Annotated in this window: 21 protein-coding genes and 1 pseudogene; 16 read left to right on the top strand and 6 right to left on the bottom strand. The window is 58.7% G+C overall.

What is annotated here, in order from left to right:
- Positions 1-284 precede the first annotated feature (284 nt).
- The 5 genes and pseudogenes from BLL42_RS11550 (at position 285) to BLL42_RS11530 (ending at position 3,724) form a co-directional block, all read left to right on the top strand.
- The gene (locus BLL42_RS11550) at positions 285-635 is read left to right on the top strand and encodes a phage GP46 family protein (protein WP_071552195.1); all 351 of its coding nucleotides are present in this window, start codon (positions 285-287) and stop codon (positions 633-635) included.
- Between the two features lies 1 nt (position 636).
- A complete protein-coding gene (locus BLL42_RS11545) occupies positions 637-1,707 on the top strand; it encodes a baseplate J/gp47 family protein (protein ID WP_071552194.1) in 1,071 nt (356 codons plus the stop codon).
- Positions 1,704-2,278: pseudogene (locus BLL42_RS31015) on the top strand (YmfQ family protein). The gene BLL42_RS11545 and the pseudogene BLL42_RS31015 overlap by 4 nt, the downstream one beginning before the upstream one ends.
- On the top strand, positions 2,278-3,282 hold the full coding sequence (locus BLL42_RS11535) for a gp53-like domain-containing protein (protein WP_071552193.1): 1,005 nt from the start codon (positions 2,278-2,280) through the stop codon (positions 3,280-3,282). Before BLL42_RS31015 ends, BLL42_RS11535 begins: the two are co-directional and overlap by 1 nt.
- A gap of 13 nt (positions 3,283-3,295) precedes the next feature.
- The gene (locus tag BLL42_RS11530; RefSeq protein WP_071552192.1) at positions 3,296-3,724 is read left to right on the top strand and encodes a tail fiber assembly protein; all 429 of its coding nucleotides are present in this window, start codon (positions 3,296-3,298) and stop codon (positions 3,722-3,724) included.
- A gap of 846 nt (positions 3,725-4,570) precedes the next feature.
- Here BLL42_RS11530 and BLL42_RS11525 read toward each other — a convergent pair.
- On the bottom strand, positions 4,571-4,942 hold the full coding sequence (locus BLL42_RS11525; RefSeq protein ID WP_071552191.1) for a DUF6124 family protein: 372 nt from the start codon (positions 4,940-4,942) through the stop codon (positions 4,571-4,573).
- A 347-nt stretch (positions 4,943-5,289) separates the two neighbouring features.
- On the opposite strand from BLL42_RS11525, the gene BLL42_RS11520 reads away from it, so the two are divergent.
- From BLL42_RS11520 to BLL42_RS11495, 6 genes are all read left to right on the top strand, one after another.
- Positions 5,290-7,047 (top strand): carbamoyltransferase family protein, encoded by a 1,758-nt coding sequence (locus tag BLL42_RS11520; RefSeq protein ID WP_071552190.1) that lies wholly within the window; start codon positions 5,290-5,292, stop codon positions 7,045-7,047.
- Entirely contained in the window at positions 7,031-8,161 is a 1,131-nt protein-coding gene (locus tag BLL42_RS11515; protein ID WP_071552189.1) for a glycosyltransferase, read from the top strand. The genes BLL42_RS11520 and BLL42_RS11515 overlap by 17 nt, the downstream gene beginning before the upstream one ends.
- Complete coding sequence (locus tag BLL42_RS11510) at positions 8,161-9,057, top strand: antimicrobial resistance protein Mig-14 (protein ID WP_071552188.1); 897 nt, start codon at positions 8,161-8,163, stop codon at positions 9,055-9,057. Before BLL42_RS11515 ends, BLL42_RS11510 begins: the two co-directional genes overlap by 1 nt.
- Before the next feature lie 8 nt (positions 9,058-9,065).
- Complete coding sequence (locus BLL42_RS11505) at positions 9,066-10,481, top strand: PIG-L deacetylase family protein (RefSeq protein WP_071555743.1); 1,416 nt, start codon at positions 9,066-9,068, stop codon at positions 10,479-10,481.
- A gap of 84 nt (positions 10,482-10,565) precedes the next feature.
- Positions 10,566-11,522 carry a glycosyltransferase family protein gene (locus tag BLL42_RS11500; protein WP_071552187.1) on the top strand — a complete coding sequence of 319 codons (957 nt, stop codon included), beginning with the start codon at positions 10,566-10,568 and terminating at the stop codon, positions 11,520-11,522.
- 82 nt (positions 11,523-11,604) lie between these two features.
- A complete protein-coding gene (locus BLL42_RS11495; protein WP_071552186.1) occupies positions 11,605-12,708 on the top strand; it encodes a glycosyltransferase in 1,104 nt (367 codons plus the stop codon).
- Here BLL42_RS11495 and BLL42_RS11490 read toward each other — a convergent pair.
- Positions 12,700-13,299, bottom strand: a complete 600-nt coding sequence (locus BLL42_RS11490; RefSeq protein WP_071552185.1) for a BUD32 family EKC/KEOPS complex subunit — start codon at positions 13,297-13,299, stop codon at positions 12,700-12,702. The genes BLL42_RS11495 and BLL42_RS11490 overlap by 9 nt on opposite strands.
- A 109-nt stretch (positions 13,300-13,408) precedes the next feature.
- Here BLL42_RS11490 and BLL42_RS11485 point away from each other — a divergent pair, with 109 nt between their 5' ends.
- From BLL42_RS11485 to hldE, 5 genes are all read left to right on the top strand, one after another.
- The gene (locus tag BLL42_RS11485) at positions 13,409-14,581 is read left to right on the top strand and encodes an O-antigen ligase family protein (RefSeq protein ID WP_071552184.1); all 1,173 of its coding nucleotides are present in this window, start codon (positions 13,409-13,411) and stop codon (positions 14,579-14,581) included.
- Positions 14,582-14,596: 15 nt separating this feature from the next.
- A complete protein-coding gene (gene msbA, locus BLL42_RS11480; protein WP_071552183.1) occupies positions 14,597-16,405 on the top strand; it encodes a lipid A export permease/ATP-binding protein MsbA in 1,809 nt (602 codons plus the stop codon).
- A gap of 187 nt (positions 16,406-16,592) precedes the next feature.
- The gene (locus BLL42_RS11475) at positions 16,593-17,297 is read left to right on the top strand and encodes a sulfotransferase family 2 domain-containing protein (protein ID WP_071552182.1); all 705 of its coding nucleotides are present in this window, start codon (positions 16,593-16,595) and stop codon (positions 17,295-17,297) included.
- Positions 17,290-17,901: an adenylyl-sulfate kinase gene (gene cysC / locus BLL42_RS11470; RefSeq protein ID WP_071552181.1), complete on the top strand. Its 612-nt coding sequence runs from the start codon at positions 17,290-17,292 to the stop codon at positions 17,899-17,901. Before BLL42_RS11475 ends, cysC begins: the two co-directional genes overlap by 8 nt.
- A 103-nt stretch (positions 17,902-18,004) precedes the next feature.
- On the top strand, positions 18,005-19,429 hold the full coding sequence (gene hldE / locus BLL42_RS11465; protein ID WP_071552179.1) for a bifunctional D-glycero-beta-D-manno-heptose-7-phosphate kinase/D-glycero-beta-D-manno-heptose 1-phosphate adenylyltransferase HldE: 1,425 nt from the start codon (positions 18,005-18,007) through the stop codon (positions 19,427-19,429).
- 69 nt (positions 19,430-19,498) lie between these two features.
- On the opposite strand, the gene BLL42_RS11460 is transcribed toward hldE, so the two are convergent.
- The 4 genes from BLL42_RS11460 to BLL42_RS11445 form a co-directional block, all read right to left on the bottom strand.
- A complete protein-coding gene (locus tag BLL42_RS11460) occupies positions 19,499-20,464 on the bottom strand; it encodes a metal ABC transporter ATPase (RefSeq protein ID WP_071552177.1) in 966 nt (321 codons plus the stop codon).
- Between the two features lie 43 nt (positions 20,465-20,507).
- Positions 20,508-21,317 (bottom strand): aldo/keto reductase, encoded by an 810-nt coding sequence (locus BLL42_RS11455; RefSeq protein ID WP_071552175.1) that lies wholly within the window; start codon positions 21,315-21,317, stop codon positions 20,508-20,510.
- Positions 21,314-22,489 (bottom strand): NAD(P)/FAD-dependent oxidoreductase, encoded by a 1,176-nt coding sequence (locus tag BLL42_RS11450; RefSeq protein WP_071552174.1) that lies wholly within the window; start codon positions 22,487-22,489, stop codon positions 21,314-21,316. Before BLL42_RS11450 ends, BLL42_RS11455 begins: the two co-directional genes overlap by 4 nt.
- A gap of 161 nt (positions 22,490-22,650) precedes the next feature.
- A complete protein-coding gene (locus BLL42_RS11445) occupies positions 22,651-22,983 on the bottom strand; it encodes a DMT family transporter (protein ID WP_071552173.1) in 333 nt (110 codons plus the stop codon).
- Positions 22,984-23,017 lie beyond the last annotated feature (34 nt).

The following is a 23,017-nucleotide window of genomic DNA, read 5'->3' as shown; positions in this document are numbered from 1 at the left end:
TGTCGATTGGACTGAAGATCGTCTGGATTGGAGCGTTACACTGATCGCCGCATGGGGGCTTACCAGTGACGGCCTAGTGGTTGGATTGATCCCTGCTAGCGGCTCGCGAAACGGCACTAATTCGACTGCGCCTCAATTGGTTCCCGCTCCGAGCCTGGGGGACAATTCCTTCATGTGTCCAAGCTATCTGAGAAGCAACGTGACATGGCGAAAGCGCGTTCCTACTGAACCTTAAACCGTCCTGAAATACCGCCCCGCATGCCTGTGGGGCATCCTGCCTCTCTATGGACGCAGGCATAAACCCCACCACTGGCGACTTGACGGGCCAGCGTATCAATACGCTGGCGAACGCCGTTTACATTCGTCTCATGACTCCCCTCGGAACCTGGTGGGCTGATCCCACGTTGGGCTCCCGCCTGCACGAACTTCGCCGCGAAAAAGACCGCCCTCGGGTTGGCATCCTTGCCAGGCAGTACGCCGAGCAAGCGCTCCAGCCGCTGCTCGATGACGGCCGCGCCAAGAAGATCACCATCACCGCCGAGCAGCCTCACAACGGCTGGCTCACCCTACAAATCGACATCATCGACGCCACCGGCAATCCGCAGGTGTTTCGCCAACCTGTAAGGGTGATTTGACATGGCTTATTCCTCCCCGTCGCTGGAGAGCATTCTCGCGAACATCCTGCGAGACATTCGCAACCTTCAGCCCGAAGCCGATATCGGCACGGACAGCGACAACTACGTGCGCTCGGCGGCGGTCGCGGCTGCCATCGAGGGGCTTTATCAGAAACTGGCCTGGTTGTACCGGCAGATCTTCCCGGACACTGCCGACGAAGAGGAAGTGGTTCACGCGGCGGCAATTCGTGGTGTACCACGTAAGGACGCAATGGCAGCCACTGGCTCTGTTGAATTGAAAGGTGTTCCAGGTGTAGTGCTATTGGTAGGTGCGACCTTGAGACATGTCGTGACTGGTGAGCAGTTCACCGCGAAATCTAGCGCGACACTTGGCACTGATGGCAAAACCAAGGTAGTCGTCAAAGCGCAGACAGTCGGCAGTGCACTCAATCACCTGACCGGTGATCTGGTCATCACCAGTCCACCGTTGGGCATGGATTCGACTGCCACGTTCGTCGGGGAAACTACTGGAGGAGTGGACCAGGAGAAGGTCGAGTCGCTGTTAGCCAGGCTGTTGGACATCATTCAGAAGCCGCCCGCAGGTGGTGCGGACTACGACTATGCCCGTTGGGCTAAAGAGGTCGATGGCGTCACCGATGTACTGGTGCTGCCCAAGCGTCGCGGTGCGGGCACCGTCGACGTCATCATCACCGCCAGCGGTGGCCTTCCCTCGGCCGAGGTAATCGCTAACTGCCTGGAATACATCCTGAGTCAGTGTTCAGTTATTGCTGACATTTGGGTGTACGTGCCGACCATTCGGACCGTCAACTCCACCGCCTTGGTCGAGTTGGCACCAGGTTATCTTCTTGCCGACGTTCAGGTGGCCGCGCAGAAGGCCTATGACGCCTTACTAGGCACTTTAAAGCCCCGCGACATGCTTAAGCGCTCGCAGATTGAAGCCATGATCAACAACCTCGCGGGCGTTGTAGATCGCTTGGTGACAACGCCGGCTGGAAACGTTAACGCCTCTGATGACCCTGCGTTGATCGGTTGGATTCGTCCCGGAACGCTCACGCTGGGGTTGTTGCCATGACACCACTTGCCGACCAACTCAGGCTGTTACTGCCGCCTGTGTCCTACGACGGCACAGCGCCGACGCTCTCGGCCGCCATTGAGGCCGAAGCCAATGCGCTGACCTTGTCCGATAGCAAAGCCAACACGGTCTACAGCGCCATGTTCCCCGACTCCGGCGAAGGGTTGGTGGACTGGGAGCGTGCATTGGCGTTGCCCGACCCGTGCTTGATCGGCGTTCCTCAGTCGGTCGGGCAACGTGTTCAAGCGGTCGTCAGCAAAATGCAGTCGCGTGGGGGCAGAGCAAATCCTTTTTTATCGCGTTGGCCAAGAGTCTTGGCTATGACATCACCATCACTACTTTTCGACCCGCCCGTACAGGCCTGGCACGAGCAGGCGACCCCATCTATGGCGGAGACTGGGACTTTACCTGGCGAGTCAACGCGCCGGTGGTCACCGTCAATCACGCCATGTCCGGCATCACGGGCGCTGGCGACCCGTTATCTACGTGGGGGAACAAATCACTTGAATGTCGACTTAGCCAGATGAAACCGGCTGAGTCCGTTTTGCTTTTCGGTTACGGAGACCACTGATGCAAAAAATTGGCGATAGCACCAATACAGCGAACGCTGCGGGGGAGTACACAGAGGGTAGTCCTGGAGCCGGTGTTAGTCCTACTCTGATCAAGGCCGGTTGGTTGAATGCTATTCAACGAGAGCTGGTTAACCTGGTAAACGGTGCAGGTATTCCACTTAATCCGGCTGATGACCTGCAAGTCTTCAAGGCAGTAAAGGCTTTGGCGGGGGCGGCGTATGTTCAGGCCACCGAGTTGCTTCACGGTGTGACCAAAATCGCAACCAAGGAGCAGGTGGCTGCCGGTACTGATGACTCCACGACCGTTACCCCTAAGAAGCTGGCTAAAGCCCTTGCGGACCTCTGGCGGCAGGCCACTGAGTCGCTTTACGGTGTGACCAAAATCGCAACCGAAGAGCAGGTGGCTGCCGGTGCTAATGATTCCACGACCGTTACCCCCAAGAAGCTGGCTAAAGCCCTTGCGGACCTCTGGCGGCAGGCCACTGAGTCGCTTTACGGTGTGACCAAAATCGCAACCGAAGAGCAGGTGGCTGCCGGTGCTAATGATTCCACGACCGTTACCCCTAAGAAGCTGGCTAAAGCCCTTGCGGACCTCTGGCAGCAGGCCACCGAGGCACGATTCGGTGTTGTGAGGCTCGCAAGCCAGGCAGGAGTCAACGCAGGTATTGACGATGCATCGGCGGTGACACCGAAGACGCTACGTTGGGGCTTTTTAGTAAGTCTTTCTCCCAACGGCTACATCGTTTTCCCGACCTGGCTTTTTGGGTGGACTCTCCAGTGGGGAACAGCAGTCACTGTGCCAAGCGGTAGCAGTAGCACCACCAGCTTCCCGATAGCGTTCCCCAATGCTTGTTTTAAACCTTTACTGACGCTGAATGCTGCTGCGAATTTGTCTTCGAACTACAGCGGTGGAGTGTCGTGGGCAAGGGAAAAGCTACACATCTTCCACTATTCCGATAGCGGTTCGTCAGCAACCTATAACTACTGGGCTGTTGGTTATTAAGCGGAGTTATGCAATGAAAAGAGTCTACAGTACGGGTACTGGCGGGAATTACCTGGTGGGGTTTCACCAAGAAATTCCCGATGATGCGAGAGAGATACCTGATGAACTTTACGATGCGGCTTTTGCTAACCCTGATTCGGGTAAGGTCCGGGGACCTGATGTAGATGGCCTGCCAACGATGATTGATGCTCCGCAACCTACGGCCGAAGAGATATTGGCCGCTGCGACAGTGGCAGCCGTCACAGAGCGTGACCGTCTGTTGGCTTACGCGACACTTCGTATCAACCCGCTTCAAGACGCCGTCGACCTTGACGAAGCATCGGCTCAGGAAGCTGCACTGCTCAAAGCATGGAAGCAATATCGAGTGGCGCTGAATCGTATTGAGAGCCAGCAGGCATTTCCGACCGACATCACTTGGCCGTTAACCCCTTCGAATGAGTAGTTCTGAGAATCTGTTCAGAGCGCCATACAGACGGTAGCAGTCCTGTTCCTCTGCTCGGTGCCATATCTCAAGCAAAAGACAAAAAATATTTTTAAATTCAAGCGTGCCAAACATCCCGCCAAACAGTGCCAAATACGGCGCGCGCTTACATTGGGGCGCGCCACTTCGTTGTGGGTGGGTGATATCTGTAGAAGCTGCCGCAGGCTGCGATCTTTTGATCTTGGCGGCCTGACAGCCGGCCTGAGTGGTTGGGGCGCGCCACTTCGTTGTGGGTGGGTGATATCTGTAGGCGCTGCCGCAGGCTGCGATCTTTTGATCTTGGCGGCCTGACAGCCGGCCTGAGTGGTTGGGGCGCGCCACTTCGTTGTGGGTGGGTGATATCTGTAGGAGCTGCCGCAGGCTGCGATCTTTTGATCTTGGCGGCCTGACAGCCGGCCTGAGTGGTTGGGGCGCGCCACTTCGTTGTGGGTGGGTGATATCTGTAGAAGCTGCCGCAGGCTGCGATCTTTTGATCTTGGCGGCCTGACAGCCGACCTGAGTGGTTGGGGCGCGCTACTTCGTTGTGGGTGGGTGATATCTGTAGGAGCTGCCGCAGGCTGCGATCTTTTGATCTTGGCGGCCTGACAGCCGGCCTGAGTGGTTGGGGCGCGCCACTTCGTTGTGGGTGGGTGATATCTGTAGGAGCTGCCGCAGGCTGCGATCTTTTGATCTTGGCGGCCTGACAGCCGGCCTGAGTGGTTGGGGCGCGCCACTTCGTTGTGGGTGGGTGATATCTGTAGGAGCTGCCGCAGGCTGCGATCTTTTGATCTTGGCGACCCGACGCCCGGCCCGTCCCACAGTGCAGCGCTACGGCGCCTCTGGCTGATCGAAATTATCCAGCGCCCGATTCACCAACAGTTCCCCCAGCGAGATCATTTGCTGAATCGCCAGCGCCACATGCCGGCGCGTACCTTCCAGTTCAAACGCCAAATCACTGGCTAATACATTCAGCGACGCCAGCGTTTCCGAGGCGTGGGCCAGCAGGGTTTCGTTGTCCAGATCGGGGATGACCGCGAAGATGTTGGAGGGACGTTTGTCGGGTAGGTTGCCCTTGTCGAACGGTGGTTTGAGGTGGTGATCCAGCGCGCGCTCGGCGGCGTCGTGGAGTTTTCTGGAGTCGTTGGAGGCGTAAGGGGAAGTGCTTGGGTTTTCAGGGGGATTTGTAGTGACGTTGTTCATGATGACGCTCCTTGAGTTGAGAGGTTGCGCCTTGATTTATCCGGGCCGCGACGCCCGGTCGCTGAATGGGCAGCGACCACCAGAGGCTAGTCATGCGGCTTCCGACCAGCAACCTTAAAAACATGTCAGAAGCTTCTCTGGGTCCTACGTTTATGGGCTTTTTGTACGAGCCGAGCGCGCTCGTGCACCGGCGTCCAAGGCGATCTCCCCGCGTCAAACAACCTCTGGGTCATTCCCGCCATCTTTACGCTATAATCCCGCCCTTTAGCTGTTTCTCGCCCTTTTGCGAGGACACATTATTTCCAGGCGCATGTCGCCTGCATGCAGACTAAAGAGGCTAGACCCCTGTGGCATTGACGATTCTTGGCCTGTCCGGCGCCCTTAGCCATGATCCTTCCGCAGCCTTGTACATCGACGGCAAGCTGGTCGCGGCCGCTGAAGAAGAGCGCTTCGTACGCGATAAACATGCAAAGAACCGCATGCCTTACGAATCGGCGAAGTTCTGTCTGGAACAGGCTGGCATCAAACCTTCCGACGTTGACGTAGTGGCGATCCCGTTCGCCCCGATCAGCCTGTTCGGCAAGGCCCGCTGGCACTACGCCAAGCGTTACTGGTACGCGCCGGACCGCGCGCTTGACGCGATCCTGATGGGCAACCGTCGCTACAAGCGCTATCGCAACAAGATTGTCTGGTGCCTCGAGCAACTGGGCTTCGATCCGAAGAAAATCAAGATCGAGCCGGTCGAGCATCACCTGGCTCACGCGTCCAGCGCCTACCACTGCTCCGGTTTCAAAGAGAAAACCGCGATCCTCGGGATCGACGGCAAGGGTGAGTACGCCACGACCTTCTTCGGTTATGGCGAGAACGGCAAGATCCACAAGATCAAGGAATTCTTCGACCCGGACTCCCTCGGTGGCCTGTACGGCGCGATCACCGAGTTTCTCGGTTTCGAAATGCTCGACGGTGAGTTCAAGGTCATGGGCATGGCGCCGTACGGCGACGCCAGCAAATATGATTTCTCCCGTCTGGCTTCGTTCGAAAACGGTGAGCTGGTGATCAACACCGATTACGCCAACGTCATCGGCCTGCGTCGCTACAAAGAGAAGGGCAAGGGCTTCTACTTCTCGCCGAAGCTGATCGAGTGGCTGGGGCCGAAGCGTGAAGGCGATATCGCTGACGAACCCTACATCCACTACGCCGCGAGCATGCAAGCGCTGTTCGAAAAACTGGCGTTGCAGATGATCGACTACTACTTGAGCGACGTGCTCAAGGAAACCGGCAAGCTGGCTTTCGCCGGCGGCTGTGCGTTGAACGTCAAGTTGAACCAGAAAATCATCGCTCGCGACGACGTCAAAGAGCTGTTCGTACAGCCTGCGTCTGGCGATGCCGGCACCGCGGTGGGCGCTGCTGCTTATGTGTCTCACGCCCGTGGTGTACCGGTCGAGAAGATGGAGCACGTCTACCTCGGCCCGTCGTACAGCAACGAAGACGTGATCGCGGCCTGCGCTCGTCACCCGAGCGCGCCCACGTGGCGCAAGCTCGACGACATGCCGGAGAAAATCGCCAAGATCATGGTCGACGGCAATCCGGTGGCCTGGTTCCAGGGTCGCATGGAGTTCGGCCCGCGTGCGTTGGGCGGTCGTTCGATCATCGGTTGCCCAAGCGCCACTGGCGTGGCTGACCGGATCAACCACCAGATCAAGTTCCGCGAGCGCTGGAGGCCTTTCTGCCCGTCGATGCTCGACACCGTGGCGCCGCAGATGATCAAGATCGATCACCCGGCACCGTTCATGACCTTCACCTTCGAAGTGGCTGAAGAGTGGAAAACCCGCGTGCCGGAAGTCGTCCATGAAGACGGTACTTCCCGTGCCCAGGTGCTCAAGCGCGAATACAATCCGCGCTACTACGACATGATGAAAGCGCTGGAAGTGCTGACCGGTAACGGCGTGTCGCTGAACACCTCGCTGAACCGCCGTGGTGAGCCGATGATCTGCTCGCCGACCGACGCCCTGAACATGTTCTTCGGTTCCGATCTACAGTATCTGATCATGGAAGACATTCTGGTGGTCAAAGACGGCGCGGACGCTTATGACACGCTCGGCTGAGCGCCATGTGCTGCAGTTCTGTCACGGCTATGACGGGCCGTTCCTGGACTGCGCCCGACAGTACGCCAGCCTGTTCGCAGGGTCCGGCTATCGAGTGACCACGGTGTTTCTCACCGGGGTTGCCGATGCCGACGTTGCGGGGGCCTGTGCGTCTGATGAAGTGTTGTTCATGGAGTACAGCTCCAAGGCCATTCGTGGCCTGAAGCTTTCGGCGATTGCCGATCTGCGTAAAATCGCCCAGTCGCGCAATTTCAGTTTTTGTATCGCCCACCGTTTCAAGCCGATCTACATCGCCTTGCTCGCAACGCAGTTGCCGGTGATCGGCGTGCACCACGCCTTTGGTGATTACCAGCGGCGGACGCGCAAGCTGTTCGCGCATATTTTTCGCAAGCGTCTGAGCCTGCTCGGGGTTTCCGATGCGGTGCGCGACGACATGCGCCATTGCTTGCCGAAATGGCCGGCGGCGCGGATTCAAACCCTTTACAACCGCATCGATGTCGACGCGTTGCAGGCCACTCAGGTGTCCTTCGATGAGGCGCGCGATGCCTTGGGCCTGTCGCCGGATGCGTGGGTGATCGGCAACGTCGGCCGCCTGCACCCGGACAAGGACCAGGCGACCTTGCTGCACGGTTTTGCCCAGGCCTTGCCGCGTTTGCCGGTCGGCAGTCAGCTGGCGATTCTTGGCACCGGACGTCTGGAACAGGATCTCAAGGAGTTGGCCCGCGAACTCGGTGTGGGAGACTGCGTGCTGTTTCTCGGTCAGGTGCCGGAGGCGCGTCGCTACTTCCGGGCATTCGATGTGTTTGCCCTGAGTTCCGACCACGAACCGTTCGGCATGGTGCTGCTCGAAGCCATGGCCGCTGGGGTGCCGTTGCTGGCCACCGCGTGCGGCGGGGCGAAGGAAGTGGTCGAAGGGGTCGGTATTTTGTTCCCGCAGGGGGATGCCGAGCACCTGGCGCAAGGGCTGCAACACCTGGCCGTGATGAATCAGCACGAGTGTCAGGTATGCGCCGAGATGATGCTTGATCGCCTGCGTGAACGCTTCTCGGATCGTGCAGTACGCGAAGCGTTCTGGCGTTTGCCGCACGTCCTTGAACTGACGGCGAGGGCCTGATGCTCAACCGATTTCAAGGCTGGCGCGAGCGTGGCTGGTCCGTTGTCGACGCCTCGACGTATAGCGATGCCTGGCAGCGTTTTGGCGGTAGCGTCGCGACTCATCCTCTGGTGGTCGAACGTCTGGCGCAGTTGGCCGATATCCCGGTGCGTTACCTGGCCTGGGAGCAGGGTGGCGAACTGAAAGCCGCGATCCCGACCTGGGGCCGCGACCTGGCATTGTCCAAAGACGTGCTCAAACGTAACGGCAAGAAAGGTCTGTTCGATCTCGGCAACGCTGAATTCATCCTGCCGGCTGCGGTCGATGCGCAGGCGCTGCTGCGTCACCGTGGGCGCTACCTGTCGGCGCTGAATGAAGGCCGCTTTGCCGGCCTCAAGCCGCAAACCGAACAGCTGGCCATGGCCCGCACACCTGAAGAACTGTCGAAGAAGTTTCGCTACAATCAGCGCCGTGAGCTGCGCTTGCTTGAAGAAGCCGGTGGCGTGGTACGGCCGGTCAGCGAGTTTTCCAGTCAGGAGTTGGCGGCGATCTACTGCGATCTGTTCCAGCGCCGCTGGGGTTTTCCGGCAACCGGTGCAGCACGCATGAGCGAGGTAGTCGAACTGCTGCGCGAGTTGCTGATCGGTTCGGTGATCTTCCTCAATGACGCCCCGATTGCGATTCAGTTGGTCTACCGTGTTGAAGCGCCAGAGTGGGTCAGCGTCGAGTACATCAACGGTGGGGTTGACCCTGAAACTCGCGAGTTCAGCCCCGGCAGCGTATTGAGTTTTCTCAATACCCAAAGCGCCTGGGAGCAGGCCCGTGCGATCGACAAGCCGCTGCGTTTTTCCTTCGGGCGCGCTGATCGTGAATACAAGGACCGCTGGTGCAACCCTGTGCCGGTGTTCGCCGTATGAGCCAGACCATGAGCCGGTCCCTCAGTCGCAAGCAGCAACTGCTCAAGCGTCATCGACGTAACAAGCGCATCGGCCTGTTGATCGGTGTCTTGCTGTTGATCGCCGTTGGCGTGCTGGTCACCTGGTGGCTGCCGCTGGTGCTCGCGATCCTGGCCTGGGTCGCCCATGAAGCGTGGTTTGCCGACCATTTGTTTTACTCGCCCAAGGACGATTACCAGTACAGCTTCCCGCCGTACACCCAGCAACCCAAGGTCCGACTGGACGGTGGGCGTCTGCTGCTGGACGACGGCGTCATTCTGACCGACGACACCACACTGGTACTGGCGCTGCGGGTAAAAAGCACTTGGCTGGGACGCTTTTTCGATCCCATGGTCGAGTTGTCGGGTGGCGATAATCCGGACCGACAAGCTTTCGAGCGTGGTGTAAACGGCCTGCGCTACCTCAATCTCAGTGGTCAAGCGCATGTTCTGTCGCAGGGCGATTTGCGTGTACGAGGGCGCTTCTGCCGGTTGCTCGGAGAGCCCGTGCTCTGGTCGTTCGAACACCCTGATTACCGCCGTCAGCGAGTGATGGTGATCGCGCCTCATGCCGACGATGCCGAGCTGGCCGCTTTCGGTTTGTACAGCCAGGCCGACGAGGCCTGGATCGTCACGTTGACTGCCGGTGAAATTGAAGCCGGGCACTATCGACAGATGGGGATGAACGCCGTCGAGGCGTCGCGCCTCAAAGGCCGCTTGCGTGCCTGGGACAGTATTGCGGTGCCGCGCTGGGCCGGCGTGCCTGAATCGCAGTGTGTGCAATTGGGGTATTTCTGTCTGCAATTGCCGGCCATGCAGGCGGCGCCGGCTCAACCGGTGGGCTCGCGTGAAGCGGATCTGAGCGACACGCGACTGTTTCGTCAATTCAATCCGTTAGCCTTGCCCGGTGACCGCGATGGTGCGCCGACCTGGAATAACCTGCTGGCCGATCTGCGTGAGCTGTTGCTCAAGGCGCGTCCGGAAGTGATCGTTCTGCCGCACTCTTCGCTGGATCCTCACCCTGATCACATCTGTGCACAGCATGCTGTGCTGGAAGCCTTGAAGGGACTTGAGTGGCAGCCGACTACACTGCTCGGTTACGCAAACCACCTGCACGACAATGATCGCTGGCCAATGGGTGACTCAGAAGCCGGGATTGCATTGCCGCCGGTGTTCGATTCGGCGCAAGTGCTACAACCTTACTGTCTGGCACTTTCGTTGCAGCGCCAGCGCGACAAGGCCATGGCGCTAGGCATGATGCATGACTTGCAGCCGCGTGCGCCGTTCAAGCGTCGAATGCGTCGCGGGTTGCAGCGTCTGTTGGCAGGGCGTTCAAGCTCGCCTTACGGCGAGAACGAATTTTTTCGTAAGGCTGTGCGTCGGCATGAGCTGTTCTGGCGATTGTAAATGGCTGTCGCATGGAGTCTTTCTGCCATGGCAGAAAGGTAATTTCAGGTTTTTGTCGGGCTGCTCAACGCTGCAAGGAAGACGATGAAGGTTCTATTTCTGGTGCAGAAAGAACAGCGGGCCATTCTGGACCGTTTGTACGAAGGTGTGGCCGCTCATTGCGAATGCGATCTGCGCTGGTTGAGCAGTGATGAGCAGCGCAACCTGCGTGGCTATTTTCGGCGTGAAGTGGACGTGTCGCGTTATCACCGCATCGTATTCTTCCTGCGATTCAAACAGGAAATCCGCCAGGTCGGGTTTATCCGCACGGTTCCCAATCTGGTGATCCTCGAACACGACGCCTATCAGAATTACATTCCCTGCAAGTACACCGGCAAGTTCAGTGCGCACTACCGCCGTCTGCCGTGGGCACGGGTGATCAGCTCCGGTTTTGTGGTCGCCGAGCGTTTACGCGAGGAAGGCTTTGACGCGGTGTTCGTGCCCAAGGGTTATGACCAGACGCTGTTGCAGGATCAGGGGCGTGAGCGCGATATCGAACTGGCCTTCGTCGGTAGCACGAATAGCGTGGCGTACAGCGGTCGCAAGGCGCTGCTCGATGAGTTAGCGGGTGTCGAACCCTTGGTGGTGACTCGTACCCATTCCGGTGACGAATATCGCGACACGCTCAACCGTATCCGCTTCTTCGTCAGTGCCGACGTTGGCATGGGCGAGTTCATGATCAAGAACTTTGAAGCCATGGCCTGTGGCTGCGTGCTGTTGGCCTTCGATCAGGGGGATGCGGAAAGCCGGGCCTTGGGGTTGCAGGATCTGCACAACGTGGTGCTCTATCGGGATATCCCGCAACTACAGGAAAAACTCGCCAGGCTGCGTGCCGATCCTGAGCTGGCGTTGAGCATTGCCCGAAATGGACGCGATCTGGCGCTCAGTCATTTCAGTTTTTCACGAATTGGGCAATGTATTGTCGAAGCGCTTCAGCCGGCCTTGAGGCCTCGCGCCGCATTGAGCCTGATCGAACGGTTACGCCTGAAACTGGGTATTTGACAGGATTTTTCAAGTTGTTGAAAGTACCGGAAATTATAAGGAAACGTACCATCAGCCTATGTGAAAAAGGGCTTCCCGCTCGATGAGTATCCTTAATGTCATGTGGTCCGGCGACTCTGCTTTTGCCTCTGTCCACAAGGTTCATCTGCAGATACTTGCTCAGGTAGAACCTGCAACAACGATCAATACCTGGCTGTTGCAGGGTAGTGCGCGCGGCTGCGTCGCCAAAATCGGCGAAACGCGGGAGTGGCATTTGTCCTCCAATCAACTCAAGGGCAAGCGTTTCTGGAAGCTGCTGACGCTGTGGATACAGGCGCGTTTTTATCACGCCCTGAATCAAAGTGATGTACGCGTGCTATTGCTCGACGGCTTAGGCACGGCTCGAGCACTGTTGCCGGTCCTCAAGAAGCTGCCGCAGCTGCGTGCAGTGGTACTTTTTCATGGCGCGACCCGGATCAGCGCAGCAGATCGCAAGTCGCTTTCACGGCTTCCCGCTTCGCAGTTGACCCTGGCGGCTGTTTCGCAAACCTTGGCCAACGCGCTTGAGGCCGATTTACAGATCCCCGTTATTACGCTGCGCAGTGCGCTCGATCCACTGGGTTTTCGTTCCCGGCTGCTTTCTCGTGAGCAAGCGCGTGCTCGGCTGCAATTGCCAGTCGACAGCACACCCGTCGTGGGGGCGGTGGGACGCCTGGTTGGCAAAAAAGGCTTTGCATGCCTGATCGAGGCGTTTGCCGAGGCGCTGATACAGCGCCCGCAGTTGCGCCTGGTGATTATCGGTGAGGGTCAGGCAAGGGCCGCGCTGGAGGCGCAGGTCAACCAGCTTGGGTTGCGCGACAAGGTATTGTTGCCAGGGAATCTGGATGATGCAGCGACGCTTTATCGGGCTTTCGATTGGGTCGCGATTCCGTCACTTGAAGAAGGTCTGGGCTTGATCCTGCAAGAGGCCGTAATGGCCGGTGTCCCGGTGCTGGCCAGCGAGTTGGCGGTGTTTCGCGAGCAATTGGCAGAGGCGGGCTGCTACGTTGCAACAGAGGATGCTACCGCCTGGAGTGAGGCGTTAATACAGGCGTTTAGTGTCGCTTCTGTATCGGTCGCGGCGGCTCAATCCACTGTACTTTCACCGGACGACGCCTGGCTGGATTTTAGCCAGGTTGCCCGCAGGTTGTTGTCATGCTCAGAGTAGGGTTTGCTCCAGCGTCTGCATTGGAAAGCTCTCGTTCAGCTTCTCTCGATCAATATATCGAGCGAAGTGTTGCAGGTTGCGCTTGACCAGGTGTTGCGGCAGCGGCCCGCGCAAAAAGCGCATGTCGGCGACGTCGATCAGGCCGAGCCGGTTGCCTGGCGTCACTACGATGTTGCCCAGGTGCAACGAGCGAAAGTAGACCCCGGATGCATGGAGTTCGCGGATGAATGCCGTCAGCGCCGGTAGGGTCTGTTGCCAGTCGAAGCCGTCTTTGTCTGCCAGCTGGCGCAGGGTTTCTCCTGGCAGGGGGCGGTAAAGCACGGCGGTCATGCCAGGCGTATCCAGTTGATGGAGTGTGAGTGTCTGAAGGGTAGGAATGCCGAGCTTTTCGAGTCGAGCTGCATTGTCGATGAAGCGTTTCGAATAGGGACGAAACAATGCCGATGAGAGAAACCGCTTGCGGCGAAACAGTTTGAGAATATTCCCGTCCGGCAGAAGAAATACTTTCGGGCCGAAACTGTCGGCTTCTAGCACTCTGGCGCCTTCAATCATCTGATTTAAAGCGGCTTGTGGAAGCCGGAAGCATTGCATGTAGAGAGCCTTGTAGAAATTGCGGGCGTATTGGCGATCAATGATGCCGAAAAGTTGCTGCTTTCACCATGCCGGGTTTGCGATTGGACCATTTAGCGAGGATAGGTTGATGCAGGAAACGCGCTGGGCGCAGGTATGGATGGCGACTGGATTGTTCTGGTTTTTGATTGCCATTGCTTTTGCGCCGACCAATAAGATTTATCAGCAAGGGCTGACTGCGTTTCTCTGGTTGCCAGCAATGTTTTTTGCGTGGTCGGCGCGCGCTCGGCTTTTTGAGCTTTGGCAAGCACAGCGCGTGTTTTGCCTTGGGTTGCTCGGGCTAGTGCTGTGGTCGCTGATCAGCGTGTCGTGGACTCATGATGACGACCTGACGCGTGGCGCCAAGCGCCTATTGTATATCGTGGTGTTCCTGTTGTTTTTTCCGGTGTTTGCCAATGGCCGCCCGGAGCGTGTCATGCGTGTCATGCAATGGGGCGGCCTGGGCCTGGCGTTGAGTGCGCTGTTGGCGGCCATCAAGTTTTATCTGCTCGACGGCAACATCTGGTCGGCGCGTGTTGAAGGGTTGGGGGAGTTGGGTCACCCGATTCTGGGCGGTTATGTACTGGGGGTGGCGGCGGTCTGGATGATCCATTGGGTACCCCGTACCCGTTGGCTACAGGGTGTCTGGTTGGTCGCACTGGGTTTACTCGCAGGCTTTGTCGTGCTGTGCCAGAGTCGTGGCGCCGTAGTGGCCTTGTTGCTGACGCTGATGGCAATGCCAATTTGGTGCCGCAACCGCCGCAGCTGCGTTATCGCTATTTGCACACTGGTTATGGCGATGCTGGCGTTCTGGCTGCTCGAACCACTGGTGTTGGCTCGCGGTGCCTCGTACCGGCCACAAATATTGATGGCCAGCCTGAACATGATCGCTGCACATCCTTTGCGTGGACTGGGGTTGGAGTCGGGCTACACGGTGCTTGCCGAAGGCATTCAATTTGATCATGCGCACAACCTGTTCACCCATATCGCGATCGAATTGGGGCTGCCAGGGCTCTTGCTGTGGTGTGTGGTCTGGTTTGCGGTATTGCGTGAGGCATGGCGAGCCCGTGAAACGCTGTATGGTCAGGGTATCATCGGGATCTGGTTGTTCTCGTTCCTGGCCATGCAATTCGATGCGGCCAGCATCAGTGGATCACCACGAGCCGAATGGTTCATCAGTTGGCTGCCGGTTGGCCTGGCCAGCGTTTTGGTATGGACACAGGCCAAGTACAAAGCCTGTGATAAAATTTCGCGTTCAACCTAATCAGTGAGCTCTACGATGAGTGAAGCACCGCCCAAAGCGGAACAGGATTCCAGCCTGAAAATCTATTTTCGGCTCTTGGGGTACGTAAAACCCTATGTTGGCATTTTCCTGCTGAGTATCGTGGGCTTCGTGATATTTGCTTCCACCCAGCCGATGCTGGCCGGGATTCTCAAGTATTTCGTCGATGGCTTGAGCAACCCTGAAGCAGTGCTCTTTCCCAACACTCCGTATCTACGGGAGTTGAAGTTGCTGGTTGCCGTGCCGCTGTTGATCATCTTGATCGCTGCCTGGCAGGGGCTTGGTTCGTTCCTGAGCAACTACTACCTGGCGAAGGTCTCCCTGGGGCTGGTGCATGACCTGCGGGTCGAGCTGTTCAAAAAGCTGCTGGTGTTGCCAAACCGCTATTTCGATACCCACAACTCCGGGCATCTGATTTCCCGTATCACCTTCAACGTGACCATGGTGACCGGTGCTGCAACAGACGCCATCAAAGTGGTGATTCGCGAAGGCCTGACCGTCGTTTTTCTGTTCGGCTACCTGTTGTGGATGAACTGGAAACTCACCCTGGTGATGCTGGCGATTCTGCCGCTGATTTCCTTCATGGTCGGTAATACCAGCAAGAAATTCCGCAAGCAGAGCAAGAAGATTCAGGTGGCGATGGGCGACGTGACTCACGTTGCGTCAGAAACCATTCAGGGTTATCGCGTGGTGCGCAGCTTCGGCGGTGAAAACTACGAGCAACAGCGCTTTGCCAAGGCCAGTCAGAGCAATACCGACAAACAACTGCGCATGACCAGAACCAGTGCGATCTACACCCCGGCGTTGCAACTGGTGATCTACAGCGCCATGGCCGCATTGATGTTCCTGGTGCTGTATCTGCGTGGTGATGCGACGGCCGGTGATCTGGTGGCCTACATCACGGCGGCCGGTTTGTTGCCCAAGCCGATTCGCCAGCTGTCTGAGGTCAGTTCGACCATTCAGAAAGGCGTGGCCGGTGCAGAAAGTATTTTCGAGCAGCTGGATGTCGAGTCGGAAATCGATAACGGCACCGTCGAGCGCGAGCGTGTCAGCGGTCGTCTGGATGTACATAACCTGAGTTTCACTTACCCGGGCACTGATCGCGAGGTGCTGAAAAACATTAGCTTCACTGCGGCGCCGGGGCAGATGATTGCACTGGTTGGGCGTTCAGGAAGTGGCAAGTCGACGCTGGCCAGCCTGATCCCGCGTTTCTACCATCATGAAACGGGGCAAATACTGCTCGATGAAGTGGAGATCGAAGACTATCGCCTGCGTAACCTGCGCAAGCATGTCTCTCAGGTCACGCAACACGTCACCCTGTTCAACGATACCGTGGCCAACAACATCGCCTACGGTGATCTGGCCGGGGCTCCTCGTGCAGACATCGAGAAAGCTGCAGAAGATGCCTATGCGATGGACTTCATCTCCCAGTTGCCACATGGCCTGGACACCGAGGTAGGCGAGAACGGTGTATTGCTGTCCGGTGGTCAACGTCAGCGCCTGGCCATTGCCCGTGCCTTGTTGAAAAACGCACCGTTGCTGATTCTCGACGAGGCGACTTCGGCACTGGACACCGAGTCCGAGCGGCATATTCAGGCAGCGCTGGATAAGGTCATGAAGGGCCGCACCACGCTGGTGATCGCGCACCGTCTGTCGACTATCGAAAAGGCTGATCTGATCCTGGTCATGGACCACGGTGAAATTGTCGAGCGCGGTACCCACGCCCAGTTGCTGGCACAGGGCGGGTACTACTCGCGTCTTCATGCCATGGGGCTGGACGAGCCCTCTGCGGCGAACATAGCCTGACCTCGACTCCCGGGTGAGCATCGCTCACCCGGCCAGCCTCCCGGGCGCGCAACGCGTCCGGCGATTTGTATCCAGTCCTTTACATACTTGACCAAGCCTAAATAATTCTGTGTGCCGTGCTTGTTATGGTTCTTTCCTCGATTTTGAATGCAAACGAGGGGGACAACCTTCTCGTGCGGGGACTGGAATGTTGCAACGTCACCTCTGGAAACTACTCCCCAAAACACAGCGCGCCTTTTTGCTGGGACGTTTGCCGGTCGTTGACCGGCAAGCAGTGAACAAGTCGATGTCAGGCAATACCGTTTTTCCTGCGCACTTTCAGCAGCGTTCATGCCTGTTCATCCATGTTCCGAAATGTGCCGGCAGTAGCGTGTGCTCCGCGTTGTTCAACGGTTGGACGCCTGGGCACTTGCCGCTGTACTGGTACGAACAGCAGTTTCCCGAACACTACGCACGCAGTTTCAAGTTCGCGTTTGTCCGCGACCCCTTGGAGCGGGTTTATTCCGCCTATGCATATTTACGCGGCAACCAGTTGCCGCAACGGGATGAGTCGGCTCGGCTGTTGGTCAACAGTTACCGGGATTTTGATGATTTCGTCGGACGTTGGCTGCACCCGGAGAACATCCGCAAACAGCTTCACTTCGCACCGCAAACCGACTTTTTGAATGACTTCATGGGGCGTATGGCGATGGATTTCGTCGGCTATCAGGAACACCTGGAGCGCGACTTTCAACTGCTCTGCCAGCATCTCGGCATGACGTCATCGTTACCTCATCTGAACATCTCGCAAGAGCGTCGCGCTGAGCCTGTACGCGATTTTTGCTCGGCGCGCACGCGGCGCCTGGTACGGCGTGCCTATCAGCGTGATTACGAGGTCCTTGGTTATGAATGAGTCGTCGTTCATTTCTGTACATTCGTCGCACATTCGCCCCTATGCATTGTCGTTGTCACCCTCGGCCCGAGCAGCGCTCAAGCATCAACAACCTTGTTGCCTGTGGCTGACGGGGTTGTCCGGTGCCGGCAAGTCGACCTTGGCGAATGCGCTCGAGTTGCAGCTCAATGAGCAGGGGCGCCACACCTTTGTGCTGGATGGCGACAACGTGCGCAACGGTTTGTGCAATGACCTGGGTATGGGGGCCGCGGCGCGCAAGGAAAACATCCGGCGTATTTCCGAAGTGGCGCGGTTGATGGTCGACGCGGGGCTGATTGTGATTGTCTCGGCGATTTCGCCGTTTCAGGCAGATCGAGCGTCGGCCAGAGCCTTGTTCCGCACGGACGAGTTTCTTGAGGTGTATGTCAGCACGCCGTTCGACATCTGCGCCCGGCGCGATCCCAAGGGCTTGTATCAAGCGGCACTGCAAGGGCGAATCAAGGACTTCACCGGTCTCGACAGCCCTTATGAAGCACCGCAGCAGGCGGACTGTGAAATCAACACCGACGAGGTCGAGCTGGCCGACGCCGTGCAGCACGTCCTGACTGTTTTGCTTAAAAAATGAACAATATAGCGGTGTGATACACACCTGTTGAAGCTGTCGAACTAGGCAGCGTTCACCCTGTGCTAATATCGCGCCCCTGTTCATTTTGTATGTGGGTTGCACCATGAAGTTGTCCATGCCGCGATTCGATCAAGCCCCTGTCTTGGTGGTCGGCGATGTCATGCTCGACCGTTACTGGCATGGTGGTACCTCACGGATTTCTCCTGAGGCGCCGGTGCCGGTGGTCAAGGTCGAGCAAATCGAAGACCGCCCGGGCGGTGCTGCCAACGTTGCCTTGAACATTGCCGCGCTCGGCGCGCCGGCGTCCCTGGTCGGTGTGACCGGTGATGACGAGGCCGCCGACAGCCTGACCAATAGCCTCAAAGGCGCCGGTGTGCGTGCGTTGTTTCAGCGCATCGCGCATCAGCCGACCATCGTCAAGCTGCGGGTCATGAGTCGTCACCAGCAATTGCTGCGTATCGACTTCGAAGAACCTTTTGCCACCGACGCGCTGGCGCTCGGCGCTGAAGTCGACGGCCTGCTCGAAGGCATCAAGGTGCTGGTGTTATCTGACTACGGCAAAGGCGCGTTGAAGAACCACCAGGTGTTGATCCAGGCCGCACGTGCCCGTGGCATTCCGGTGCTGGCGGATCCCAAAGGCAAGGATTTCTCGATTTACCGCGGTGCCAGCCTGATCACCCCGAACCTCAGCGAGTTTGAAGCCATTGTTGGCGGTTGCGCCGATGAGCACGAGCTGGTGAGCAAGGGTGCGCAGTTGATGCACGACCTTGAACTCGGCGCCTTGCTGGTGACGCGTGGCGAGCACGGCATGACTTTGCTGCGCCCTGATCATCCGGCGCTGCACTTGCCTGCACGGGCCCGCGAAGTGTTCGACGTGACCGGTGCCGGTGACACGGTGATTTCTACGTTGGCGGCGGCGATCGCCGCGGGCGAAGAACTGCCGCACGCGGTGGCCTTGGCCAACCTGGCTGCTGGCATCGTGGTCGGCAAGCTGGGTACGGCGGCGATCAGTGCTCCGGAGTTGCGTCGAGCGATTCAGCGTGAAGAAGGTTCCGAACGCGGTGTTCTGGGGCTGGAACAACTGCTGCTGGCAATCGACGATGCGCGTGCGCACAAAGAGAAAATCGTCTTTACCAATGGCTGCTTCGACATCCTCCATGCGGGCCATGTGACCTACCTCGAGCAGGCGCGGGCGCAGGGCGATCGTTTGATCGTTGCGGTCAACGACGATGCATCGGTGAGCCGCTTGAAAGGTCCTGGGCGGCCGATCAACAGTGTTGACCGACGCATGGCGGTATTGGCGGGTCTGGGCGCGGTGGACTGGGTGATCAGCTTCCCTGAAGGCACTCCGGAAAACCTCCTGACACAGGTCAAGCCGGACGTGTTGGTCAAGGGCGGCGATTACGGGATCGACCAAGTGGTCGGCGCCGACATCGTGAGCGCTTATGGCGGAACAGTGAAAGTGCTGGGGTTGGTGGAAAACAGCTCGACGACTGCCATCGTCGAGAAGATCCGCAAGACCGAATAATTCGGTAACGCCAAAGATCAAAAGATCGCAGCCTGCGGCAGCTCCTACAGAGGCTGCGATCTTTTGCGTTTAGCGGGCAGCCTTGGCCGGGACGATCTTGCGCAGTATCTGTTTGGCCTTGCCGGTCAATCGGCTGAAACCAGATTCCTTGCCCGGTTGGCTCAAACCCTGCTGCCTGAGCCAGTCCTTCCAGCGAATCCGCTCCTCGCGCACCAGCCAGCCTTCCTGCCGGGCAAAACTTTCTGCCAGATACAGTCCGCGTGTGCTTGCCGGGTAGAGCTGATCTTTTTTCAGGGTGTAGAGCTCGGGCAATGGCTGGCCATCCTCTAGAGGCATCAGGTACAGGTCGGGGCGCTTGCGATCCAGTCGCGCGACGAGTTGATCACCTTCAAGACGTTCATCGACATGAAACAGACTCAGGGATTTGGCTTCCTTGGGCACGTCCAGACGCAAATCGTAGATCAACTGCAACGAAGCCGTGGGCAGATGCACGTAGGCCCGTGGGCGTTCGATCAACTGCATATTGGCGCAACGCACCGGGCGTGCAGCACCAGACAGCGGCGTCAGGCGAAACGGCAGAGCCTCGCGGTAATGCAGCGCGGTGGCGTAGGGTGCTGGCAGCCAGGTGTCATTGAAGCGTCCGCCGAGCCAGCCTTCGGGGGTTTCCAGCAAGCATTCTTCGGCGATTTCCTGAATGGCTGTGTGCAACGGCAGGTTCAGTTCGTGAGCCGGTACATAACCCGAGATCAGTTTGAGCACCACGTCGCCACGGTCCTGACGGCGCTGGCGGACCAGCACCCAGTAGTCGCGATTCTGCCAGTGCAGGGTCAGTCGCACCGAGACGCCGAGGTTGGCCAGCTCCAGCGAAAAGTGCTCTGGATTGGCCACCGTGACCGGACGCCGACGTTGCAGAGTCTGGGAGAAATTCAGCGGTCTGCCGACACCCTGATAACTCAGGCCTTCGGGAGTCGCTTCGACGTATAACGGCAGGGTCTTGAAGTTGCTGGGGTTCTTTCTTATGAGCGTTCGCGGCATGTCGGCTCCTTCTTGCGTCGGGGTCGGCCGCCTCGGCGGCTGTTCAATGACCTAGGACTTGAGCAACGATCGCCACATTGTGGGCGAGGTGCAGCGGATTAATGGTCCCGACAATAGCACTGGCGACACCGGGTTGCGCAAACAACAATTCGAAGCTGGCGCGTACCGGGTCTACACCCGGGCTGAGGCAGGCGTGACCGCTGGCCAGAGCCTTCTTCACCAGAATGGCCTTGCCGTGGGCAGCAGCGTAGTCGATGACCGGCCGCTCGGCCTGCTCGTTGAGATTGTAGGTGATCATGGCGCAATCGCCTTGTTCCAGAGCCTTCAACCCGCCATCAACGGTCTTGCCGGAAAACCCGAACCCGCGAATCTTGCCTTCGCGCTTAAGCTCGGCGAGAGTCTGGTAGACCTCGCACTCATTGAGAATCGCCAGATCGTTGCCGTCCGAGTGCACCAGCACCAGGTCGATAAAGTCGGTTTCCAGGCGTTTCAGGCTGCGTTCGACGGAAAAACGTGTGTGGGCAGCGCTGAAGTCGTGGTGCGACAGGCCATCGGCGAATTCTTCACCGACCTTGCTGACAATCACCCATTCCTGACGCTGGCCGCGTAGCAACGGGCCGAGGCGCTCTTCGCTGCGGCCATAGGCGGGCGCGGTATCAATCAGGTTGATGCCCAGGTCGCGGGTCAGCTTGAGTAGCCTGCGTGCATCATCATCGTCCGGAATCTGGAAGCCATTGGGGTATTTCACCCCTTGGTCGCGGCCCAGTTTCACCGTGCCCAGGCCCAGTGGCGAAACCAGCAGGCCAGTGCTACCCAGCGGGCGATGCAGATCATGCAGGGTGGCTTGGCTCATGGCAGCAGTTGCTCCCAGGCAGGTTGGCCCATCGGCGGTTTCGGCAGGGGCGGCAACGGAGCCGGATGGTTTGGCTGGATGCCGTCGCGTTGCAGCGACGCAAGTACCCGGTCAGAGAAGTCGGGCGCCAGGGCGAGTTTGGTCGGCCAGCCCACCAGCAGGCGATCCTGCTCGGCGAGAAAGGCGTTGTCGGGGCGGGTCAGGCCTGATTGCAGTGGCTCGGCACGCTCGACCCGCAAGGTCGCCCATTGCGCCTGGCTGAGGTCGACCCACGGCAACAGGTTGCCGAGTTCTTTCTGCGCGGCGGCGATTTGCGCGGCGGGTTCGCGAGCCACACCTTCGGCTTCGGCGATATCACCGCCCAGGTACCAGACCCATTGGCCATCGGCCGCCGGGTGGGTGGTGACGGTGATGCGCGGCTTCGGCCCGCCGCCCAGGCAGTGGGCGTACAGCGGTTTGAGGCTCGGGCCTTTGACCATGATCATGTGCAGCGGCCGACGTTGCATGGCCGGCTGGCTCAGGCCCAGGGCGGTGAGCAAGTCGGCATTGCCAGCACCGGCGCTGAGGACGATGCGCTGTGCACGGATCTCACGCTCGTCGACCCGCAGGCCGACCAGTTCGCCGTTTTCCTGCAGTGGCTCGATTTTCTGCCCGGCCAACAGCCCGTCACCGGCCAGTTCGGCCAGACGCCCGATCAGGCTTGGTACATCGACCACCAGTTCCGCGAGGCGATAGACCTTGCCCTTGAAACGCTTGTCTTGCAGGGCTGGCGGCAGTTGCTCGCCCTTGACCTGATCAACACGACCACGCACCGCTTTGCTGGCGAAGAAACTGGTGAGGTTGCCGGCGAGGGTACCGGGGGACCACAAATAGTGGGCTTCGGACAGCAGGCGCACACCGGACAGGTCCAGTTCGCCGTTGCCGGCCAAGGCTTCACGCCAGCGTCGCGGCATGTCGGCAATCGCTTCCGAAGCGCCGGTCAGCGCGCCGTGCAGCGCGTATTTGGCGCCGCCGTGGATGATTCCTTGGGACTTCACGCTCTGCGCGCCGCCGAGGCTGGCACTTTCCACCAGCACGGTCGAAAAACCCTGGCGACGCAGGCGCGCGTTCAGCCAGAGGCCGGCGACACCAGCGCCGACAATCAGCACGTCGGTGGAAATAACGGATGGCATGCAGCGACCTCAGCGTTCAAGACTAGAGGCGCAGTATACAGACTCATGGGATGGAGCCATGAGGCGAAAAAAGATCGTCCGAACGCGGCCCGAACCTGCGGCAGCTCCTACGGGGTACGCCTATCCAATGTAGGAGCTGCCGCAGGCTGCGATCTTTTCTTTTAATGTCCGGCAGTTTTCGAGAACAGCTGGATGACCACCACGCCCAGAACGATCAGCGCCATGCCAAGCATGGCCGGGATGTCGAGTTTCTGGTCGTAGAGGAACAGCGCCGCGATGCTGACCAGCACGATGCCCATGCCGGCCCACACGGCGTAGGTGACGCCAACCGGGATGGTGCGCACCACCAGGGTCAGCATCCAGAACGCGATGCCATAGCCGACGATAATCAGCAGCAACGGGAGTGGAGTGCTCAGGCCCTTCATCGCTTTCATCGATACGGTGGCGATCACTTCGGCGCAGATGGCGATAGCCAGGTAGTAGTAAGCGTTCATGGTGTGATCCTCGTATTTTGGCCTGCTTGATGAG

The organism is Pseudomonas frederiksbergensis (genome assembly GCF_001874645.1).
GTDB classification, from domain to species: domain Bacteria; phylum Pseudomonadota; class Gammaproteobacteria; order Pseudomonadales; family Pseudomonadaceae; genus Aquipseudomonas; species Aquipseudomonas frederiksbergensis_B.
The sequence above is the reverse complement of the archived record's forward strand: the minus strand, read 5'-3'. Positions and strand labels throughout refer to the sequence as shown.

What these genes read in the sequence shown, in the direction of transcription:
- BLL42_RS11550 (WP_071552195.1), top strand. Translation starts at nt 285, where the DNA reads ATGGACGCAGGCATAAACCCCACCACTGGCGACTTGACGGGCCAGCGT.
- BLL42_RS11545 (WP_071552194.1), top strand. Translation starts at nt 637, where the DNA reads ATGGCTTATTCCTCCCCGTCGCTGGAGAGCATTCTCGCGAACATCCTG.
- BLL42_RS11535 (WP_071552193.1), top strand. Translation starts at nt 2,278, where the DNA reads ATGCAAAAAATTGGCGATAGCACCAATACAGCGAACGCTGCGGGGGAG.
- BLL42_RS11530 (WP_071552192.1), top strand. Translation starts at nt 3,296, where the DNA reads ATGAAAAGAGTCTACAGTACGGGTACTGGCGGGAATTACCTGGTGGGG.
- BLL42_RS11525 (WP_071552191.1), bottom strand. Translation starts at nt 4,942, where the DNA reads ATGAACAACGTCACTACAAATCCCCCTGAAAACCCAAGCACTTCCCCT.
- BLL42_RS11515 (WP_071552189.1), top strand. Translation starts at nt 7,031, where the DNA reads ATGACACGCTCGGCTGAGCGCCATGTGCTGCAGTTCTGTCACGGCTAT.
- BLL42_RS11510 (WP_071552188.1), top strand. Translation starts at nt 8,161, where the DNA reads ATGCTCAACCGATTTCAAGGCTGGCGCGAGCGTGGCTGGTCCGTTGTC.
- BLL42_RS11505 (WP_071555743.1), top strand. Translation starts at nt 9,066, where the DNA reads ATGAGCCGGTCCCTCAGTCGCAAGCAGCAACTGCTCAAGCGTCATCGA.
- BLL42_RS11500 (WP_071552187.1), top strand. Translation starts at nt 10,566, where the DNA reads ATGAAGGTTCTATTTCTGGTGCAGAAAGAACAGCGGGCCATTCTGGAC.
- BLL42_RS11495 (WP_071552186.1), top strand. Translation starts at nt 11,605, where the DNA reads ATGAGTATCCTTAATGTCATGTGGTCCGGCGACTCTGCTTTTGCCTCT.
- BLL42_RS11490 (WP_071552185.1), bottom strand. Translation starts at nt 13,299, where the DNA reads ATGCAATGCTTCCGGCTTCCACAAGCCGCTTTAAATCAGATGATTGAA.
- BLL42_RS11485 (WP_071552184.1), top strand. Translation starts at nt 13,409, where the DNA reads ATGCAGGAAACGCGCTGGGCGCAGGTATGGATGGCGACTGGATTGTTC.
- msbA (WP_071552183.1), top strand. Translation starts at nt 14,597, where the DNA reads ATGAGTGAAGCACCGCCCAAAGCGGAACAGGATTCCAGCCTGAAAATC.
- BLL42_RS11475 (WP_071552182.1), top strand. Translation starts at nt 16,593, where the DNA reads ATGTTGCAACGTCACCTCTGGAAACTACTCCCCAAAACACAGCGCGCC.
- cysC (WP_071552181.1), top strand. Translation starts at nt 17,290, where the DNA reads ATGAATGAGTCGTCGTTCATTTCTGTACATTCGTCGCACATTCGCCCC.
- hldE (WP_071552179.1), top strand. Translation starts at nt 18,005, where the DNA reads ATGAAGTTGTCCATGCCGCGATTCGATCAAGCCCCTGTCTTGGTGGTC.
- BLL42_RS11460 (WP_071552177.1), bottom strand. Translation starts at nt 20,464, where the DNA reads ATGCCGCGAACGCTCATAAGAAAGAACCCCAGCAACTTCAAGACCCTG.
- BLL42_RS11455 (WP_071552175.1), bottom strand. Translation starts at nt 21,317, where the DNA reads ATGAGCCAAGCCACCCTGCATGATCTGCATCGCCCGCTGGGTAGCACT.
- BLL42_RS11450 (WP_071552174.1), bottom strand. Translation starts at nt 22,489, where the DNA reads ATGCCATCCGTTATTTCCACCGACGTGCTGATTGTCGGCGCTGGTGTC.
- BLL42_RS11445 (WP_071552173.1), bottom strand. Translation starts at nt 22,983, where the DNA reads ATGAACGCTTACTACTACCTGGCTATCGCCATCTGCGCCGAAGTGATC.